The sequence below is a fragment of the Polyangium jinanense genome, assembly GCF_028435365.1.
On sequence record NZ_JAGTJJ010000001.1, the window covers coordinates 1,039,220 to 1,057,084 of the forward strand.

Here is a 17,865-nt window from a genome sequence, read left to right on the forward strand (position 1 = left end):
TGAAACTTCGCCCGGCGCCGGTGAGCCCCGAGTCAGTCGCCGCGTGCACGATGACGAAGAGCCTGTCCGAGTCCTGTGCTCCGTGCGTCAAGTCCCCGGTTGCATCGCCGAGCGCTGCAATCCCGAGTGCCTCGCCGGTGGGTGAGACGCGGGCCTCCCGCTCGATGACGTCGAGTGTCTCCCATCTGATAAGGACACGGTTGCCAGCCGCACGGGAAGCGTGCTAGGCGCCGGGGAGCAGGAATTCCCGGTTTGCCCTATGCGCTCACCGACCTGCTAGACCGTCAGGCCCTACCCAGCGCACGGAGCCATCCCCATGTCCCTTGAAAAACACGGTAATTGCCTCTGCGGTGCTACCAAGGTCAGCGTCACCCTGGAAGATGCCAGCGTCAGCGCCTGCCACTGCAGCATGTGCCGCAAGTGGGCCGGTGGCCCGCTGCTGGTGGTGCACAGCACCCAACAGGTACGTTTCAGCGGTCGCGAGCCGAGCATCTACGATTCCTCCGACTGGGCCCAGCGCGGCTTCTGCGGCCAGTGCGGCACCCACCTGTTCTATCGTTTGAAGGCCGGCGGCTTCCATGCGGTGCCGGTCGGCGTGCTCGACGGCGATACCCAGTGGGCCTTCAACCTGCAGGTCTACATCGACGAGAAACCGGCCTATTACTGCTTCGCCAACCAGACCCGGGAAATGACCGGCCAGCAGGTGATGGAGCAGTTCAGCTAGAACATCGATCGGTTTGACAACCGCTCGATGTTCTAGCCTTCTTTCGTCCCGAGGGGGAAACCGCTTCGCGATCTCGCAGAGCGCCGAACCGTTCGGCGCTCTAGAACCTCGATCGATATGATGCATCTCCGCCTTCTTGCTGGGTTTTGCGTTCTGATGACCGGCTGCGCCGCATCGGGCCCCGGCGGCAGCTCTCCGCCGCTCGCCCCGCCGGCGGCCGCCACGATAAGCCCGGTCATCCAGGGAGAGACGACGGCGAAGGGTGTGCGAGGCTCGTGGCGCTCGCGCGGCTACGGCTGGCTCCTGACGGTATCCGACAAGGGGCTACGGCTTCACCACGAAAGCGCCGCAGGCTGCTATGCAGACCCCAACGAGACTGCGGGGCTGCTCGAGATTTTTGGCTATAGCCAGCCCGGACCGGAGGGTGCCATGCACTTTCTCAGCCGTCCGGACGAGACGCGATACCTCTTCGACAGGATCGACCGGCTGCCGGCCTCCTGCAATGATGAGAACCGCGCGTGGGATGCACCTGCGGTCTTCGAAGTCTTCGCCGCCACCCTCGCGGAGCACTACGCATTCTTCAAGGAACGCAACCTGGACTGGTCGGCACGTGTTGAAGCGGGGCGCGCGCAGGTGTCGCCTGGAATGCCCGAGCGGAAGCTGTTCGACGTCCTCTCCACGACGCTGCAAGGCCTCGGCGACGCGCATGTCAATCTCTCGGCCGAAATCGGCGCCGACGCGCTGAACTTCGAGGAGACGCACAGCCCAACGCTCGAGCTGCTCTCGGCGCGTGCCCGCGCCGAGGGTCGACCCGCGAAGGAGGTCGAGCGCGCGTGGTTGCGGGCCTACCGCGATGGCATTCTGCAGGTCATCCTCGGCGGAAAGGGGCATCAGGCCGCCAACGATCGGATCTTATGGGGGTTCGCCGCCCCGCGCGTCGGGTATCTCAACGTGGTCACGATGGGGGGCTTCGGCGATAAGCTCTCGCGCGAGAAGGAGCTCTCCGCCCTGGACCTCGTGCTGGACGAGGCCATGTCAGCCTTTCACGGCGCCGCTGCGGTCATCGTGGACGTCACCAACAACCGCGGCGGCTACGACCTGATCTCCCGCGCGATTGCGAACCGCTTTGCCGACCAGAAGCGGCTTGCCTTCACCAAGCAGGCCTACCGCGCGAAGGGCATGGCGCCGCAGGCATTCCATGTGGAGCCGAGCCCGCGGCCGCGCTTTACCGGTCAGGTCTATCTGCTGACGAGCGACGTCACCGTGAGCGCTGGAGAAACGTTCACGCTCGCCATGCGGGCTCTCCCCCACGTCAAGCACTTCGGGACGACGACACGAGGCGCTTTCTCCGACGTGCTCGAGAAGCCTCTGCCGAACGGCTGGAAGGTGGAATTGTCGAACGAGATCTACCTGGACACGGAAGGCCAGCTGTTCGAGGCGCGCGGCATTCCTCCCGAGGAGACGATCGATATCTTTCCCAAGGATGACCTGTCGAACGGACATGCCAAAGCCGTCCTTCGGCTGGCGCAGCTTTCCGCTCGCCCGGAGGCGGCGGCAAAGTAGCGGGGGGAGCCCGCCCGACTCAAGGATCCAACCGGGTCACGAAAATGGCGCGCGGCTGTCCGCTGCTGTTCACGAGCTCGCCTTGTCCAAAGTCGATTTGACTCGTGAAATAGCCGGCCATGTACCGACGACCTTCGTCATCGAGCGCGATTTGCTCCACGTAATCGTCTCCTGGTCCTCCGTACGTCGCGGATTGCAAGAACGTCCCGTGCTCGTCGATCTCGGCAACGACGATATCGCCGTAATCTTTGCCTGTGAGCGTGGATCCATTGATGTTGATGGTCCCTTCGAGCCCGAGGCCCAGCCATGCACGTCCGGGGGAGCTTCTCGTGAGCGTCGTGTGGACGGCGTAGAACTCGGTTCCTTCGATGAACCAATCGCTTTTCCCGTCGAGCGAGTGATGCCGTAGGGAGGAATAACAGTGCTCGGCGGGGTCCTCTGCGCGGGCCATGAAAAATCCTTCTTTGCCGTCGGGCGCGAAGGCGAACACATCGACCCAGCACACGCTCTCCGTCACCTCGCTCTGCAACTGCCCACCCTGTTTGAACCTCTGGACCCGTGCTTTCTGGTAATACGATGATCGCGCGAGCCAGAAGTCCCCATTCGGCTCCACTTCGAGCTTCCAGAACACGGTTTTCATGGCCGGCATCGTGTACCCGTCCAGATACGTGCCTCCACCAGGCGCTCGAACCGTCACCTCGGAATCGATTTCATCCGATACGAACGGGCTCGAGATCGAGCCGGCCACATACACATTCCCCTCGCCATCGGCGCCGATGTCGGTGAAGCGATGCGCGGGCGGATCACTCGGGGTCTTCTGGCTGTCGGTGATGGATACCCACAGAATGTTTCCGCTCGGATCGAGACGCACGATGAAGGGAGCTTCGTCGTAGGTTCCGAACTTGTTCCCCAGGATGTCGAGGTCCGCCTGCGAGCCCGGCGTCCGCTTCGCATAGGCGGTGAGGAGCACGTTGCCTTCTGCGTCGGTTTTGATGGCGATGGGCTCGACGACGATGTCCTCGCCGTCGAGGGTCCCGGTGAACACGATGGTTCCGTGGGGATCGATCTTCGAGACCCAGGCGCTCTCCCATTCGGGGTAGCCGGGGGTTGGCTCGGTGTAGGTCCCGCCGAACACCCAGGCGGAGCCGTCTGGGGCGATGGCGAGGGGATAGGTCGCGAGCTTGCCCGAGAGCATGAGGCTATAGGGCGCGCCAGGTCCGACGCCTCCGCCGCCGGAGCTGGACGAGCTTGCGCTGCTGCTTCCGTTCCCAGCACCGCCGGCACCGCTTTCCACTTCGAGGGCGGACTTGCCGCCGCAAGCACAACCGAAAAATCCCACGAGCCCGAGCGCTACATCGCGAAATCGCATGACGGCTTCTTTGCCCAAACGAGCACGAAGGGCAAATAACCGACATTCCTCAACGCTCCGGCAACAACGCCGCGAGCGCCTGCTCGATCTCCGTCAGCGATTCCCCCGGCCGCGGCTCCACGCGCAGCCATCCTGTCCCCGGGCGCACGTCCGCCACCTGCGCGAGCCTCTTCCGCGAATCCGCGTCCAGATGCGCGAGCAGCGGCGCCCCGATCCACGTCGCCTCGCTCCCCACCGCGCGCAGCCAGCGCGAGGCCCAGCTCGGGTGCAGCGTGTCCCCGTGAATGCCGCACGCCACCTCGTACGGCGTCGTGTTCAGGCTGTTCGACGGCGCCGTCCCCCAGCGCGTCAGAAACCCTTGCAGCGCGCCAAGCCGCTCCATGGCGCCCTCCACCACCTCGACGAGATGCGCCCGTTCCGCGGATACCTGCGCCTCGGCGAGCTCCGTGACGTTCACCCATAGGCTGAGCACCGCGGTCTCCGGCTTGTTTTGCGGCAGGATCGAGCCGCCGAACGAGACCCCGAGCCCTGGCATTGGCATCACGCCCGTGGCCGCCGCCTGGGCCATGAGCGCGTGCATGTCCTCTTGCCGTTGTACAGTGACGACCTGCTCCTTGTGCATTCCCTCGACGAGCTTCCGCCAGCGCGCGCCCTCGAAAAACCCTTTGCCCGGCGCCGATTTCGAGTCGGGACGGCGGCCCGCCTTGGCGAGGAACATGGCGGTGTCGAAGCCCGACGCTGGCGCCACCAGCGTCGCGAGCTTCTCGAACGCCTGCGCCGCGTGCTGGACGACGGCCTCGCTGCGGTCGGGGAAAACCACGAATGCCACCCAAAGCTGCCCCATCGAGAGCGGCAGGAGCACCTGCGATGGCATCTCCGGCGCCGCGCGCAGCGGACGCCAGAGAGGCGCGTCCAGGGTAAGCTCGTAAGTGATCGACGTCCGCCCCTCGCGATGCGCGAGCGGCTTCAATCCCACGTGGAGCGTCGCCGCTCCCGCGGAGACCACCCGGCCCACCACGTTCACGTGCACCTGCGCCCGTTGCATGGCCGTGAAGGCGCGCTGCCAGTCCCCGCCGGGTGCCATTGCATGAAAGCCGCCAGGCACGCCCGCAGGCAAGACGGCCTTTTCCAGCTCGGCCACCACCATCGGGGTGCACTTGTAGTCGCGCGCCGAGGGCGCCACATTCTCGTGCTGCGCGCCCGCGCGCACATCGCCGACGAGCACCTCGAAGCGCTCCACCTTCACGAGGCCCTGCGTGATCGCCTCGCCCCAGGCCACCACCTGCAATCCCTGCGACGGCCCGCCGTGGTTATGCGTGGTCAGCGATACGCGCAATTCGTCGCCCACCGAAAACCTCGCCGGCACGCTTTCCCCGACCGTCTGTGCCACGAGCACCGTCGGCCCCGCGGCGGCGGCCTCGTACCCCGGCCGCTCGCGTAGCCGGAAGCGCAGCGCCGTCGCCTTCGCCCGGGTCTTCTCGTCCAGATAACGGTACCCCACGCCCATCCGCTCCGGCGGTGCCCCCAGGGCGCGCGCCGTCTCGGCCAGCGTGGCCTCCGCGAAGAGCTCCTTGCCGCTCCAGATGGCGCTGAGCTCCGCGGCCGATATTCCCAGCGCGAAGCGCGACGCCCACCGCTCCGGGTGTCCCGAAACTTCTTCGGCGTCGCTTTCATCGGCCTCCTCGCCGAAATAGCTCGGATGGCTATTGTATCGGTCGACGCAGGCGCCCTCGGCAAAGAGGTCCATGCAAAGCACGTCGCTGTCGTGCACGAGTACGGTGATGGCGGGCGCCCCCAGCGCGCGCGAGGCCAGCGCGGCGAGACCGTCGAGCAGCGCCTGGTCCTGGCCCTCGGTGCGCTCGTCGTAAATGGACACCCAGCCGTGCTTGTTCGGCCCGAGGATCAGCACAGTCCGGTCCGGCTCCGCGCCCTCGGCGCAGAGCTCCGCGCCCTCTTCCTCGGCGGCGGCGATCAGCGCGGCGCGGAACGGCTCGAACGAGGCCCCCTTGGGGAGGCGGACATGCACGTTGGTGAAGAAGGCGCCCATGGGCGAGGCCTATGCCCGAGCGAGCGGCCGAGCGCAAGGCCTAGGCCTCAAGGGACCCAACTGTACCAATCGGTCACGAGCTGCGCGACTTTGAGGTTGCTGAGCCACAACGCTCTCGATTCGACAGCGTAGTTCCTCATGCGAATTCCATCCTTGTTCACGACTTTCTTGTTATACACGGCGCTGTAAAGTTCTGCGCTGTGGTCCATCATCGAAAACAGCGAGTGGCACCACGCATAGATGACGACACCGCTGGCGAGCGCTTGCTTCGTGTTGGCCTGCAAAATCGACCGTGGTCGTCGTCTGGGGGCTCGCCCCGACGTCGACCACCTTCACTGCATTGCCGAACTGCGCCGCCGCCCTCACATCGTTTTGATAAAATGCCTTGTCGAGGACGTATTTGGAACTCAAAATCCCCTTGCTTTCCGAGACCGCCTGCCCAGCCTGTGTACCGTGCCGTCCCGAGAATACGGTGAATTTCGTTTGTCCCTGGCTCTGAAGGTGCCTGACCAGTGTCGGCCAGGATGAATCGGACGTTTGGGTCACGGACATGTAAAGGTTTCCAACCTTCACCCACGGGCACGTCGTCCACGGATCGTTTACGTTGTTATTGATATGGTCCTCCATGATGGCGAGGGGGGCTCTCTGGTCATTCCTTTGAATAATTTCGAACATGGGGCCTCCTGGACGCGTGATCAGGCGCTGTACGCGCAGAATAAAGCAAAACGACCCTGCCAGATAGCATGATCGACCGCCCCGCAGCTGGCCGGGTGAGGATGCTGAACGTGGGAATCTCTTCGACCTGGCCAAGGCCGCGTGATCATGTCGGAAATGACCGAAATGGCGCTCTCGCTGAAGCTTTGCAGGCTCACCACGGCAACCCCGCGCCAATGATGGCCAAAGGCTCACGATCGACCCTTATGGCTGGAACGCGCCGGTGGGGTTCGATCCCTGGGCCTTTCGTGCCTACGGTTCTGGCATGGGCGCGCTGAGCATCTGGCTCTGGAACGCTGGGAAGGCGCCGAGCACCGGCGCCTGGTAGCGTGAGCGCGTCGATCAAGCGACCGAGCGACCGCTGGCAATATCCCCCCAGCGCGACCGTCCGAGAGGGGTTTTTGCCCCGGCCTGTAGCGCCTACATGTCATTTACACCCTTCTCGGGGTGAAAATCAGGGGATTCCCCATTCACGATTTATCCTCGACGAGTACCTTTCCTCCACCTCTCGCTTGCGCAGAACCCTGCATGAAGAAGAAGGCTGACCATGAGGCAAGGTTACATCGTCGCGGTGATATCGGTGGGGGCCATCATCAGTGCTTTTTCGATGGCTCCCTCCCCGGTGCTTGCCGGGGGTGCGACGCAGATAGACGGGCTCGCCTTGGCTCCCGTTTCCGAGAGCACCCCAGAATGTCCCGACCTCGACACCTTCGGAGCCGACTTCTTCAACCCGATGACGGGGGACTTGAACGGGTGCCTTTATGTCATCGTCGAGACCAGCGAATGCAAGCCGAGTGGGACCTATCTCGAGACGGGCAGGGAGATCTTCGTTGGCTCGTACAACGGAAACGAAGGCACGTTCGAGACGACCTACCGGTTCGAGGCGAAGTACGAGGATTGCCCCGACCCGGCTACTGAGATCTTTGGACGATGCCAACATCCCATCGTACCGGGCAGCGGCACGGGTGTTTTCGAGGGTGTCACGGGGAGACTCGACTTCAAAGACAACGTCGAAGACGACCCGATAACATTCTCATACCGAGGTCACCTACGGTTCTAATCGAGATGGGGCGGGACCCCAGGTCTCACGACGGTGACCGCGCTGCGCAGCTATTGACAGCCGCCGCTGACGCAGGCCTTCCCTGAGGGACAGTGCTTGTCGCAAACGCACTGCGGGTAGGGCTGGAAGGCAGTGCTGCAGACACCGTTGGAGCAAATCTTACGGACGCCGCAATCACAATCGCTACTGCAAGGCTCCTTCGGCGCCTGGCAGGTGCCATAGAGTCCCCCGTTGAAGACACAGGTCGTGGAACCCGGACATTGGCATGTGGCTGCGCAAAGGGGGCTCGGCGGGGGCGGGCTGCCCGCAGCGAGCCTCGTGCACACCTTTGGAGCGCCTTCATACGACTTGCAGGCCGTGCCCAGCTCGCATTGACAGTCCTTGGAACACGGGCTGCCCACTGGCAGCAGCGCGCTGCTCGCCTCGTCGGTGTCCGCCTCGACATTCTCCTGCGGGTCGGGACTCCCCATGAAACATGCGGCCGGGGCAGCGCAGAAGAGCACGAGCGCAGCCAAGGGCTTGATCAACGTTGCAAACCTACGAAACATGATGAACCTCCTCGACAAATCCGCGAGATGACGACGGCGCCATCGCGGGGCGCGGACGCGAGGCAGTTATCGTGCCAACAACGGAAGCCGCTGAATTCCGCCGGGCAGCTCTCGGCACGGGGCCCGAAATGGCCTCGGATGCGCAGTTGGTGCATTGCGCAACTCGCGCAAAATATGCGCCCATTTGCGCAACAGGCGCGTTTACGGCGGGCTGAACCCGCCTCGGCACTTCATTGCGCTACGGACGCGTCGCGCTACGGATGCCCGAGCTCGACCTCACACTGCGTCGTATCCGTATTCCCCGTCAGCCAGTTGACCAGGCACACATCCCCGGGGTCGCCTTTGTTCCACAAGAGTCCGCCCTTGTGTTTCTCGCGCAATCGCGCCTTGCGCACGATCGACAGCACCTCGGGATCCGCGGTCTTCGCGAAGACCTTCGCCGCAAGCTCCGGTTCGAGCGCCAAAATCGAGCGGTAGTTGTCCTCCAGCTCGGCGAGCGTCGTGGGCTCCTTCCCGCCGGAATAGTATTCGTCGTAGTTCTCGACGTTCGGCGTGTTCCGCTCCTCGTACCGACGCAATCCGTATTGCCCGTAGAGCCGCAGCGGCCGCGCCATGTGGCCGTGGCAATCGAGCGTGCCGCAGCGGCGCTCGAGGACCGCGGAGACCGCGCGGAACGAGGTCGGGTCGAAGGGCGGCGCCGCGATTTCGTTCACGGCGGGGCCGAGGTCGCCGCAGCCCGCGGCGGCGAGGAGCGTCACGCCGAAGCAAAGAAGGCTTGCCTTGCGTCGTGTGTTCATTTCGGAGCTCCCGGGCAGGTGGCATCTTGCGGCGGGAACGGCGGCTCCGTCTCGGCCTCGGCGCACGTCACCCACCCAGGCGAACCCTGGTTCCGCGTGCCCACGTGGCAGCCCGCGCAGGATCCGTCGCGGCTGATGCGCGTCGACATGACCACGCGTTTCGTGCTCTCGAGCGACCCCGGCACCGGGTACTCCATCTCGGCGCGCAGCGGAAAGGCTGGGTCCCACTTCTCCGCTTCGATGAAGAAGTTGCCCGCGCAGTTCGTGCCGACCTCGTATTGCTCGCCGAACGAGTCGGTCAGCTTGACCTTCACGCCCTTGACGGGCAGCGGCTTCTGCTCCGCCGAAAGCGTCGGATACGCGTAGATCGTCCCGCCGACGCTCATGATCGGGTTCTCCCGCAAGTACTCGCCGTGGCAAAGCACGCAGGGTTGTCCGGGGCGATGGAACTCGCCGACGGGGACGTTCGGATCCTCTTCGCCGAGCGCGGCGATGCGCTCGTCGACGGCGCGGTTGCCGCAGCCGACGAGGAGGCCCAACGTGCCAAGCGTGCCAAGGGCAAGGAGCGACGAGGCGAAGGCGGTCTTGACCGTCATCATTCGACGTCGACCTCCAGCGTGAGCGCGCCGAAGTAACCGAAGCGCTGCAGGATGAAGAGCGTGTTCATGAAGCGCGTGTAGATGACGTCGCCGCTCGCGATGAGGCCCCAGTTCTTGGCCTCGCCGAACGCGATGCGCGTGCCGAGCCCGCCGGTCACGCCGAGCAGCGGCCCGAGCTCACGGTCGCCGGTGCGCAGCGCGGGAACTTGCAGGCCCGTCGGCGTCCGTTCCGCCACGTACGCGAGTTGCCAGAACGCCGCGCCCGTCTGCGCGTGGAAGCGGAAGTGCGGCCAGATGCGCACGTTCTTGCCGACGTCGTAGAGGTAGCGCAGATCCGTCGTCGTGGCCTTGAGGCCCCAACTATCCGCGTAGAGACGCTCTTCCATGCGCAGCGTGCTCGCGGAGAAGCGACGCGCGTAGCGGCCGGCGAGCGCGAAGCGCTGGCGGGAGAGCGGGAGCTGCTCGAGGATGCGCTCGGGGTTGCGGTAGAAGTTCACCGTCGCGAGCGACTGTCCCGGCAAGACGCGCGGAGCGATGTCCGGCGCGAACGTCGGGATGTAGCGGTAGGGCTTGGAGCTGTCGCCCGACTCGATCACCAAGCTGAAGTTCGTCGTCAGCACGGAGTTCTTGTCGAGCACGAACGAAGAAGCGAGGTCGACCGCGTGGCGCTGGATGCGCCGCGAGAAGACCTCGTAGCTCGTGCCCGATCGACCCGCGACGTCGTACGAGAAGTCGTAGCTCAGGCTCGGCGTGACCGTCTTCTGCCGGAGGTCGAGCGCGAGCGTGGTGCCGACGCTCGTCGCCAGGTAGTCGGGCTCGATCGACATCGCCGCGTGAAGGTTCACGTCGACGTCGCCGAACTTCTTGTGTCCGCCGAGCGCAGGCACGTAGCGCTGCTCGGTCCAGCGTGGCGAGGCCGTGGCCACGATGTCCGTCGAGGCAGCCGTCACCACGTCCACGAGGAACGAGCCACCAAAACCCCAGCCGCTCGTGGGGTTCTCGACGTTGAAGAAGAGCGTCGGGCTCACGACGTCGACCTTGTCGGAGTCGTGGTACGCGGAGAACTCGAGGCCGAACTTGAGGTTCAGCGGGAGCTTTCTGTTCTTCGCGATGCACTCGTCGAACTCGTCCTGCGTCTGCGCGTTCTGCATGCACTGGACGAGGGCGCGGTCGATCGCCTTGCCCTTCGGCCGCAGCTTGATCTCGACCGTCGCCGTCTCGCCCTCGCCGACGTTCACGCTCTGCTCGAAGGACTGCTCGGCGCCGTTCACCTTGCCCGTCGCGATGACCGTGCGCTCGCCGGGGTTGACGAGGATCTCGCTGCCGAGCTGATCGTCTTCGAGCGTGACGCCGTTCATGCGGACCTTGAGGTCGGTCGCGCCCGAAGGCTTCTGGATGACGATCTTCGGAATTTTTCCGCGCAGTTCTTCGGCGCGTCGCTGGGCCTGCGCGGCCATCTGGCGGATGTTCTTGCGCTGCGCGGCCTCGGCCGTGGCCTCGTAGTCGGAGACGGCCTCGACCCAGAGGCCGGCGCGCGACTCACATGAAGCAACGAGGAAGAGCGTCGAGGTGCGATCCTCGGCCTCGTACGACGCCCTGCCGTACGTGGCGCAGTCGAGCCACTCGCTCTGCTTCTCCGCCTTGATCGCCTGCTCGTAGTAGAACGAGCCCTCGCCGGTGCGCCAGCCGCGCCCAGGGGCCTGGCCCTCGTACGTGGCCTTGAGCTTCTTCGATCCGCCCGACGCGGCCTTGGCCTCTTTCGTCTCCTGGTTGCCGCCGCTCGGCGAGCCCGCGTTCCGCGCTTCGCTCCACGCCTTCTCGATCTCGGGCGAGGTGAAGTCGGGGAAAAGCGCGACGGTCGGGTCTTCCTTGATCGCCGTGGCGAACGCGGCCTTCGCGTCGCTCGGCTTCTTCATGCCGCCGGCGAGCACGGTGCCGAGCGCGACGTAGAGCTTGGCGCGGACCTTGGAGCTGCACGCGCTCTTCTTGGCGCACGCTTGCTTCGCGAGGTTCAGCGTGTCGAGCGCTTCCTTGTAGTTGCCTTCTTTGTAGCTCGCCTCGAGCACCGTCTGGACGAGGGTCTCGACCTCCTCGTCGTTGGGCGCGGCGCTCGCGGGCGCGGGCGCGAAGGTGATCGCGGCGGCGACGAGCGGGGCGAGGAGGGCTTGTGCGAGGCGGCGAATCACGCGGTGGCCACGATAGCCCCGTCCCCGAAAAAAAGGATCCGACAAGATGGCGACCTTCGGCTCGGAGGAGGAAATCAGTTGCAGCCGCAACCGCTGCCGGTGCCGCCGCTGCCCCCGACCGCGCCCTCGGTGATGGCGCGCAGGTGCGACTCACCGAACCCGGCCATGTCCGCGGCCGTCATCGTCGGGTGCGCGAGCTTGCCGCGCTCATAGGGCGCGACCGGCGCGCAGCCGGTGCTCGCGAAGAGGCCTCCGCCGAGCACGAGAACCACGAGGAGCGCGCGACCGGCGCGCACGACGAGCGAGGCAGAGGTGTCTTCGTTCAGCATCGCGAGAAGCTCCGGTTTTCTCTTGTATAACGGGGTTTTTCTCGCCCCGCGTCAAGATTCTTCCAGAGGTGACCCCGCGCTTCAGGGACCGGCGTCGCTGCCGCCGCCCGTCCGCCGCAGGCCGCAGAGGGCCCACTGCTCGATGAGGGCGTAGTCGGCGTCCGACAGACCACTCGGCGGCGGCATCGGCGCGCCGCCGCCCGGCGTGCCCTGGAGGTTGCAGAGGATCCAGGAGCGCGAGGGGTCTTCCTCGTTGATGTACGGATACCCCTGCGCACCTGCGTAGCCCTTGAGCTCGTCGTAGAACGCGTCGGAGCTGTCGGCCGAGAGGAAGATGCCACGCGCGCCCGGCGCCGCGCCGTGGCAGCCGCCGATCGTGCAGCCCGCCGAGGGGCCGCGGAGGATCTCGTAGACCTCGGCCCAGCTCGGGGCCGTGGTGCATGCCGAGGGGTCGAGGATCGTGAGCTCGGGGCAGCCGGTTTCGCGGACCTTGGGGCCTCCGGGCGGGCCGTAGGGGCAGGCGTCGTCCTTGTCGTTGACGATGGACTGCTCGGTGCACGCCTGATCACCGACGCTGATTTGACAGCCTGCAAACGCGGCGAGCGCGAGGACGGCGATCGAGGCGAGGGCGGCGCGGAGGGTGTGGCGCGACCGGACCCTGGGCGAGGTTCTCGCGGTCATGGGCCCGCATGGTGCCCTTGGTTCGTCACAAAGTCGACTGGGTGGGTTTGGGCTGAGGTAAGCTCGCGCCGTGCGCGCGGTTCGCCCCCGATCGTGATCGTGCGATCGAGGCCCGAAGCCGCAGTTTCCGAGCGCAAAGAGCGCCGTCTTAGCAAAACCAGGAGACCTGAATGAGCTCGAGATCGTCGATTGTCCGCACCCTCAGCGCGCTCGTCATGGGCGCGGCCCTCTCGCTCACCCTCGCCGCGTGCGGCGGCGGCGCCGCGTCGGGTGGCGGTGCAGAGACCGGAGGCGCCGAGGGCGACCTCGTCGGGAAGCCGGCGCCCGAGTTCACCGCCGAGGCGGTCACCGGCGAGGGCCCGAAGAGCGTGAAGGAAGCCTCCGGCAAGGTGACCATCATCGACTTCTGGGCGACGTACTGCGGACCGTGCAAGAAGTCGTTCCCGAAGTACCAGGAGCTCGTCGATCAGTTCGGCGGCGACCTCAGCGTCATCGCGGTGAGCGTCGACGAGGAGGACACGGACAAGGCCAAGCTCGAGGAGTTCGTCAAGGCGACGGGCGTGAAGTTCTCGATCGTCTGGGACAAGAACAAGAGCGCCGCGAAGGCCTACAGCCCGCCCAAGATGCCGACCGCGTTCATCGTCGACAAGACGGGCACGATCCGCCACATGCACGCCGGCTACGGCGAGGGCGAAGAAGAGAAGATCGCCGAGGAGATCAAGGCGCTGATCGGTCAGTGACCGCGGCGCGGGCCTCCGCGATGCGATCGAGCAGCTCGGCCCACGCGCGTGGGCCGGGCAGCACCAAGTCCGCTTCGACGTTCGGCGTCGGCCGCTCCGCCGAGGCCACGTAAATCCCCGCCCCATCATGCTGCCGCGCGAGGGCGATCGCGCCCTCGTCGGTGGTGTCGTCTCCGGCGTAGATCAGGAACGTCTTCTGGGAAAATTCCCAGAGAAGCTGATTCAGCGCGTCCTCCTTCGAGGCCGCCGGGTCACGCGCCTCGACCACCTGCCGACCCTCCATCACCGCGAGCCCCTCGGCCGCGGCGATCTCGCGAAACGCGGCGAGCACCTCCGCCGCAGCGTCGCGAAACGCTGGCTCGACCTCGCGCACGTGCAGGGCCGCGCCCCTCACCTTGCGCTCCGCGCGCATCCCGGGCACACGCGCGGCCATGGCCTCGGCGCGACGCGCGACGCGATCGATGACCTCGTGTGACATCACGCCGTGCACCGATCGGATGACGCTGCCGTCGGGCTCCTCGATGAAGGCCCCGTGCTCGGCGATGCGGTAGATCCGTCCGAGCATGGCCGTCCGCGCGCGCAGGCTCTCCATGTCGCGCCCCGAGACGACGGCCACGTCCACGGCGGGCATGGACGCGAGCTTGGACAGCGCGGCGAACGCGTCGTTCCTTCCGCGCGCGTTGTCCGGCTCGCGCACGATGTCGGCGATCGTGCCGTCGAAGTCCGTCGCGACGAGCAACGACGGGGCGCGCGACGCCCGCGCGATCAGCACATCCTCATCCATGGCCCGAGCCTCCCCCGAAGGCACGCCGAGCGCAAACGAGCGAGCGTGGTGGTAGCGTTCGCGCATGAGGGGTCCCGTGAAACACGCGCGTCTCGCCGCGGCCTCGATCGTGGTCGCGGCCACGACCAGGATGCTCTCCGGCTGCGGGGAAGACGCACCCGCGGGTGCAGGCGGCGCGGGCGGCGCGGCGACGACCGTGTCGTCCTCGTCGTCGTCTTCGGCGTCGGTCGGTCCGACGACGGGCGCGGGAGGCGCGTTGCCCGAGGTCTTCACCGTGACGGGCGTGGTGACGGACGGCGCTTCGCCCCTCGCCGGCGCGATCGTGATGCAAGGCGGCGGCGCGCCCGCGCTCGTGACGGGCGACGATGGTGCGTTTTCGATCGAGCTCTCCGCGTCGATCCCGGGCGCGCCCACGGTGGTCGCGGCGAAGGTGGGCTACCGGAGCGCCGGGATCGAGCTCGACGCGCTTCCCGAGGGGCCGCTCGAGCTCGTACTGCACGAGGTGGCGCCGCCCGACAATGCGGACGGCTACAAGTTCGGACCGCCGGGCGTGGGGGACGAGAACCTCGACGCGACGACGGCGGTTTGCGGGCACTGTCACACGACGCTCGTGGCGCAATTTCAGCAATCGGCGCACGCGAAGGCGACGCGCGACCCGCTCGTGCAGGATCTTTATGCGGGGACTTCGCGCGCGCACGCGGACGCGGCGTCGTGCGCGGCAGCGGGCGGGGAATGGCGGACGGGGCGGGTGCCGGGCACGATGATGGAGGCCGGGCCGCGTTGTTATCTCGGCGGCGGGGTCTTGCCGGATCTCAATGGGTGCGGCGCGAAGGGCGCGCTCGCCTGCGATGATCCGGCGCTACCGGCGGCGGAAAAACCCACGTCGTTCGGCGCGTGCGCCGATTGCCACGCGGCGGGGCTCGATGGAAAGGCGGGCGGGCGGGATTTGCTGGAGGCGACGGGCATCGCGTTCGAGAATGGAAACCATTGCGACACGTGCCACAAGGTGCGGGACATCGATCTGACGAAACCGCCGGGAACGGCGGGACGGCTGCTCATGCAGCGGCCGAGCGAGAAGGTGTCCGACGAGCCCCTCGGAAAACTCCGCCAGGTGATGTTCGGCCCGCTGCCCGACGTGCCGAACGAGTTCATGGGCGGGAGTTATCAGCCGAAATTCTCCGAGGCGACGTTCTGCGCGGGCTGCCACGAGCAAACGCAGCCGGCCTTGCTCCCGGGCCAGACGGTCGATCCGGCGCGTTTTCCCGGTGGCCTGCCCGTGCATTCGACGTTCGCGGAGTGGTCGGCGAGCCCGTGGGCCGAAGTCGGCGCTCCTTGCCAGCATTGCCACATGCCGCCGAACGAGGGGCTCTGGAACACGCTGGACAAGACGACCCCGAAGAACGGAGGCATCACATTCGGATTCGTGCGGCCGCCGGAGCAGATTCGATCCCACGCATTTCGAGGCCCGCTCACGGGGACGCCGCGTCTTTTGGATCTGGCGCTCGGAATGTGGATGACGGCGAAGACGGCGGCAGGCGTGGTCGACGTGGCAGTGACGCTGTCGAACCAGGGATGCGGGCACGCATTGCCGACGGGCGAGCCGATGCGATCACTCGTGCTCGTGGTCCGTGCCGAGGCCTGCGGCGAGCTGCTCGTGGCGAGCGCGGGGCCGACGGTGCCGGACGTGGGCGGCGCGTGGGCGGAGGGGGTGATCGGGCAAGGCGTGGCGGTCACGGGGACGCAATGGTCCTGGCCGGAGGGCGCGGCCCACGCGAAGCCGGGGCAGGTTTTGCGGGTGGTGCGGGAGACGGGGAACTGGCTGGACTATCCGGGCGTCGGCATCTTTGCGGATCCGGCGCTCTCCCCGGCGGAAAAGGGAATTCCGATCCGGGTGCCGGTCGCCGAATGGAAGATCGTATCTGCGGCGAACGGCCAAATCGTGACGGAGGGCGTGGCGGAGGTGATGCCGGGGGATCGGGTCTTCCTCGGGGATACGCTCGCGGCCGAGGTGATGGACGGATCGGGCGCGGCGGCGCTCGCGGGCGCGGCGGGGCAAGCATTCGCGCGGGTGCTCGTGGACGCGGAGGGAAACCGGTTCGTCCCGCATTACCGCGCGGTGGACATGGTGAGCGACAATCGCCTGCCGCCGTTCACGCCTGTCACAAGTCAGCATTCGTTCGTGCTGCCGGCGGGTTGTCCGAGCGTAACGGTGACAGCGACGGCGCTGTATCGGCCGGTGCCGGTGGGGATGGCAAAAGAGCGAGGCTGGGAGGCGCTGGATTGGGTGGCGGCGACGCGGAAGGAGAGCGTCAGCGCGAACTAGGAGAAGCCCCCGCGCCCTTCTCCACGGGAAAGGCCTGCATTCGCGGCCCGCCGCCGACCTTCGCGTCGGCTCCCCACATCACGATGACGCCGTCCCGGCGCACCGCCCACGTCCGTCTGGGCGAAGCTTCGACGGCCACGGCGTCCTCGACCTCGTCGATCCGGACGGGCAATGGGTGACCCTCGCGGACGTCGTCCGGCATCACGCAACCTGGGACGCGCTTGTACACGGGCTGCACGCTCTCCCCGGCGCGCCGCGCATTCCATTGAAGCCGCGCGCACGCGTCGTCGGGTCGTCGCACTGGCACATTTGGATCGACCGCCTCGACGAGCGAGCTCGCTTTCGGGGACGGCTCGCACGGGGGATGCTCTTCCGCCCACTTCCGCGCCTCTTGGGTCGCCTTCTCGTCGACGGGGCAAACCTTGACGTCCGCGGTCGCCTTCTTGCCCGCATCGCCCGTCTCTCCGTCTTTCGAGCGGCCCCAGCACCACACGTCGCCCTGCTCGTCGATCGCGCAGGCGTGCTCGCCGGACGTGGCGACATCCACCACGCGCGGCAATCCGACCACCCGCACGGGCATGTCGCGCCTCTCGCGCGTGCCGTCGCCGAGCTGGCCGAAATCGTTCCGACCCCAGCACCACACGCTCGCGTCGTCGCGCACCAGGCACCCGACGAGGCTGTTGAATCCGAAGTCCGCCATCGACACCCGGACCACCCGGTCGAGCAGCACCTGTTTTTCCGGGCGTCCGGGCCCTCCGAGGACGAATCGACCGTCCGCGAGCAGCGCGGCCCGGCCCTGTGCGTACATCGTCCGGATGGGGCCGTACGCCTCGAGCTCCCCGTAAATCGCCTTCATGTCCCGCGGACAACGCACCTGGCCGTCGCCCGTCACGCAGGCGAGGCCATAATCACGGCTGACGACCTCGGCGAGACGCGTCCCGCCCTTCGCCTCGAACCCGACTCCCCCCTCGGTGAAGTCGTTGTAAGGCCTCTCGGGGCCGATGTGCGCGTCGAAGCTGCGAAGCGCCACGCGGCCATCCCGGAAAAGGAGCACGACGTCCTCGCGGCGACACAGGTAATCGAGCACGGGCTCCGAGGACGTCCAGCTCGCCTGCAGGATCACCTGATCCCCCCCGCGCCCGACCGACGCCACCGCCACCCGCCCGTCCGCGAGGCGCAAGCAGCGGTGGCCCGACAGGACGCGCGGCGACTCCCGATACCCCGCGGAGATCTTCGGCGGCGGCCCCAGAACCGCGGGGCCGGCGCCCACGTCCTTGCCCGCCCCACAAGCCGCGGAGAGCAAGGCAAACGTGGCCGCACCCGTGACTCGTAAAAACGCTCGTCGTGCTCTCGTCATGGGCTTCGGGCGAGGAGGCTACCACACCTGACTTCCGCGCCGAA

At 66.7% G+C, this 17,865-nt stretch carries 15 protein-coding genes; 5 read left to right on the forward strand and 10 right to left on the reverse strand.

What is annotated here, in order from left to right; all coding sequences use genetic code 11:
* Positions 1-316 precede the first annotated feature (316 nt).
* Complete coding sequence (locus KEG57_RS04330; RefSeq protein WP_272417849.1) at positions 317-724, forward strand: GFA family protein; 408 nt, start codon at positions 317-319, stop codon at positions 722-724.
* A 117-nt stretch (positions 725-841) separates the two neighbouring features.
* A complete protein-coding gene (locus KEG57_RS04335; protein WP_272417848.1) occupies positions 842-2,287 on the forward strand; it encodes a S41 family peptidase in 1,446 nt (481 codons plus the stop codon).
* A gap of 19 nt (positions 2,288-2,306) precedes the next feature.
* Here the strand turns inward: KEG57_RS04335 and KEG57_RS04340 are convergent, their stop codons facing one another.
* The 3 genes from KEG57_RS04340 to KEG57_RS04350 form a co-directional block, all read right to left on the reverse strand.
* Positions 2,307-3,656 (reverse strand): hypothetical protein, encoded by a 1,350-nt coding sequence (locus KEG57_RS04340; RefSeq protein ID WP_272417847.1) that lies wholly within the window; start codon positions 3,654-3,656, stop codon positions 2,307-2,309.
* A 49-nt stretch (positions 3,657-3,705) separates the two neighbouring features.
* The gene (locus tag KEG57_RS04345) at positions 3,706-5,703 is read right to left on the reverse strand and encodes a hypothetical protein (RefSeq protein WP_272417846.1); all 1,998 of its coding nucleotides are present in this window, start codon (positions 5,701-5,703) and stop codon (positions 3,706-3,708) included.
* 171 nt (positions 5,704-5,874) lie between these two features.
* On the reverse strand, positions 5,875-6,378 hold the full coding sequence (locus KEG57_RS04350) for a hypothetical protein (protein WP_272417845.1): 504 nt from the start codon (positions 6,376-6,378) through the stop codon (positions 5,875-5,877).
* Positions 6,379-6,964: 586 nt separating this feature from the next.
* Here KEG57_RS04350 and KEG57_RS04355 point away from each other — a divergent pair.
* The gene (locus KEG57_RS04355; RefSeq protein ID WP_272417844.1) at positions 6,965-7,477 is read left to right on the forward strand and encodes a DUF3224 domain-containing protein; all 513 of its coding nucleotides are present in this window, start codon (positions 6,965-6,967) and stop codon (positions 7,475-7,477) included.
* A gap of 802 nt (positions 7,478-8,279) precedes the next feature.
* Here the strand turns inward: KEG57_RS04355 and KEG57_RS04360 are convergent.
* The 5 genes from KEG57_RS04360 to KEG57_RS04380 form a co-directional block, all read right to left on the reverse strand.
* Positions 8,280-8,822: a hypothetical protein gene (locus tag KEG57_RS04360; RefSeq protein ID WP_272417843.1), complete on the reverse strand. Its 543-nt coding sequence runs from the start codon at positions 8,820-8,822 to the stop codon at positions 8,280-8,282.
* Complete coding sequence (locus KEG57_RS04365) at positions 8,819-9,421, reverse strand: hypothetical protein (RefSeq protein ID WP_272417842.1); 603 nt, start codon at positions 9,419-9,421, stop codon at positions 8,819-8,821. The genes KEG57_RS04360 and KEG57_RS04365 overlap by 4 nt, the downstream gene beginning before the upstream one ends.
* Positions 9,418-11,607 (reverse strand): DUF3570 domain-containing protein, encoded by a 2,190-nt coding sequence (locus tag KEG57_RS55440; protein ID WP_272417841.1) that lies wholly within the window; start codon positions 11,605-11,607, stop codon positions 9,418-9,420. The genes KEG57_RS04365 and KEG57_RS55440 overlap by 4 nt, the downstream gene beginning before the upstream one ends.
* Before the next feature lie 74 nt (positions 11,608-11,681).
* Entirely contained in the window at positions 11,682-11,936 is a 255-nt protein-coding gene (locus KEG57_RS04375; protein WP_272417840.1) for a DUF4266 domain-containing protein, read from the reverse strand.
* 81 nt (positions 11,937-12,017) lie between these two features.
* The gene (locus tag KEG57_RS04380; RefSeq protein ID WP_272417839.1) at positions 12,018-12,617 is read right to left on the reverse strand and encodes a hypothetical protein; all 600 of its coding nucleotides are present in this window, start codon (positions 12,615-12,617) and stop codon (positions 12,018-12,020) included.
* A gap of 170 nt (positions 12,618-12,787) precedes the next feature.
* Between KEG57_RS04380 and KEG57_RS04385 the strand changes: the two genes are divergently transcribed.
* Positions 12,788-13,357: a TlpA family protein disulfide reductase gene (locus KEG57_RS04385; protein ID WP_272417838.1), complete on the forward strand. Its 570-nt coding sequence runs from the start codon at positions 12,788-12,790 to the stop codon at positions 13,355-13,357.
* On the opposite strand, the gene otsB is transcribed toward KEG57_RS04385, so the two are convergent.
* Complete coding sequence (gene otsB, locus KEG57_RS04390) at positions 13,335-14,141, reverse strand: trehalose-phosphatase (protein ID WP_272417837.1); 807 nt, start codon at positions 14,139-14,141, stop codon at positions 13,335-13,337. The genes KEG57_RS04385 and otsB overlap by 23 nt on opposite strands.
* Positions 14,142-14,205: 64 nt before the next feature.
* Between otsB and KEG57_RS04395 the strand changes: the two genes are divergently transcribed.
* Positions 14,206-16,464, forward strand: coding sequence for a carboxypeptidase-like regulatory domain-containing protein (locus KEG57_RS04395; protein WP_272458163.1), 2,259 nt, complete (start codon positions 14,206-14,208; stop codon positions 16,462-16,464).
* Here KEG57_RS04395 and KEG57_RS04400 read toward each other — a convergent pair.
* Positions 16,451-17,644 (reverse strand): RCC1 domain-containing protein, encoded by a 1,194-nt coding sequence (locus KEG57_RS04400; RefSeq protein ID WP_272458164.1) that lies wholly within the window; start codon positions 17,642-17,644, stop codon positions 16,451-16,453. The genes KEG57_RS04395 and KEG57_RS04400 overlap by 14 nt on opposite strands.
* Between the last annotated feature and the right edge of the window lie 221 nt (positions 17,645-17,865).

Excerpts from the sequence above, each read along its gene's own strand:
- KEG57_RS04385 (WP_272417838.1), top strand. The coding sequence starts at position 12,788 with ATGAGCTCGAGATCGTCGATTGTCCGCACCCTCAGCGCGCTCGTCATG.
- KEG57_RS04350 (WP_272417845.1), bottom strand. The coding sequence starts at position 6,378 with ATGTTCGAAATTATTCAAAGGAATGACCAGAGAGCCCCCCTCGCCATC.
- otsB (WP_272417837.1), bottom strand. The coding sequence starts at position 14,141 with ATGGATGAGGATGTGCTGATCGCGCGGGCGTCGCGCGCCCCGTCGTTG.
- KEG57_RS04340 (WP_272417847.1), bottom strand. The coding sequence starts at position 3,656 with ATGCGATTTCGCGATGTAGCGCTCGGGCTCGTGGGATTTTTCGGTTGT.
- KEG57_RS04395 (WP_272458163.1), top strand. The coding sequence starts at position 14,206 with ATGAGGGGTCCCGTGAAACACGCGCGTCTCGCCGCGGCCTCGATCGTG.
- KEG57_RS04355 (WP_272417844.1), top strand. The coding sequence starts at position 6,965 with ATGAGGCAAGGTTACATCGTCGCGGTGATATCGGTGGGGGCCATCATC.
- KEG57_RS04330 (WP_272417849.1), top strand. The coding sequence starts at position 317 with ATGTCCCTTGAAAAACACGGTAATTGCCTCTGCGGTGCTACCAAGGTC.
- KEG57_RS04380 (WP_272417839.1), bottom strand. The coding sequence starts at position 12,617 with ATGACCGCGAGAACCTCGCCCAGGGTCCGGTCGCGCCACACCCTCCGC.
- KEG57_RS04345 (WP_272417846.1), bottom strand. The coding sequence starts at position 5,703 with ATGGGCGCCTTCTTCACCAACGTGCATGTCCGCCTCCCCAAGGGGGCC.
- KEG57_RS04375 (WP_272417840.1), bottom strand. The coding sequence starts at position 11,936 with ATGCTGAACGAAGACACCTCTGCCTCGCTCGTCGTGCGCGCCGGTCGC.
- KEG57_RS04335 (WP_272417848.1), top strand. The coding sequence starts at position 842 with ATGATGCATCTCCGCCTTCTTGCTGGGTTTTGCGTTCTGATGACCGGC.
- KEG57_RS04360 (WP_272417843.1), bottom strand. The coding sequence starts at position 8,822 with ATGAACACACGACGCAAGGCAAGCCTTCTTTGCTTCGGCGTGACGCTC.
- KEG57_RS04365 (WP_272417842.1), bottom strand. The coding sequence starts at position 9,421 with ATGATGACGGTCAAGACCGCCTTCGCCTCGTCGCTCCTTGCCCTTGGC.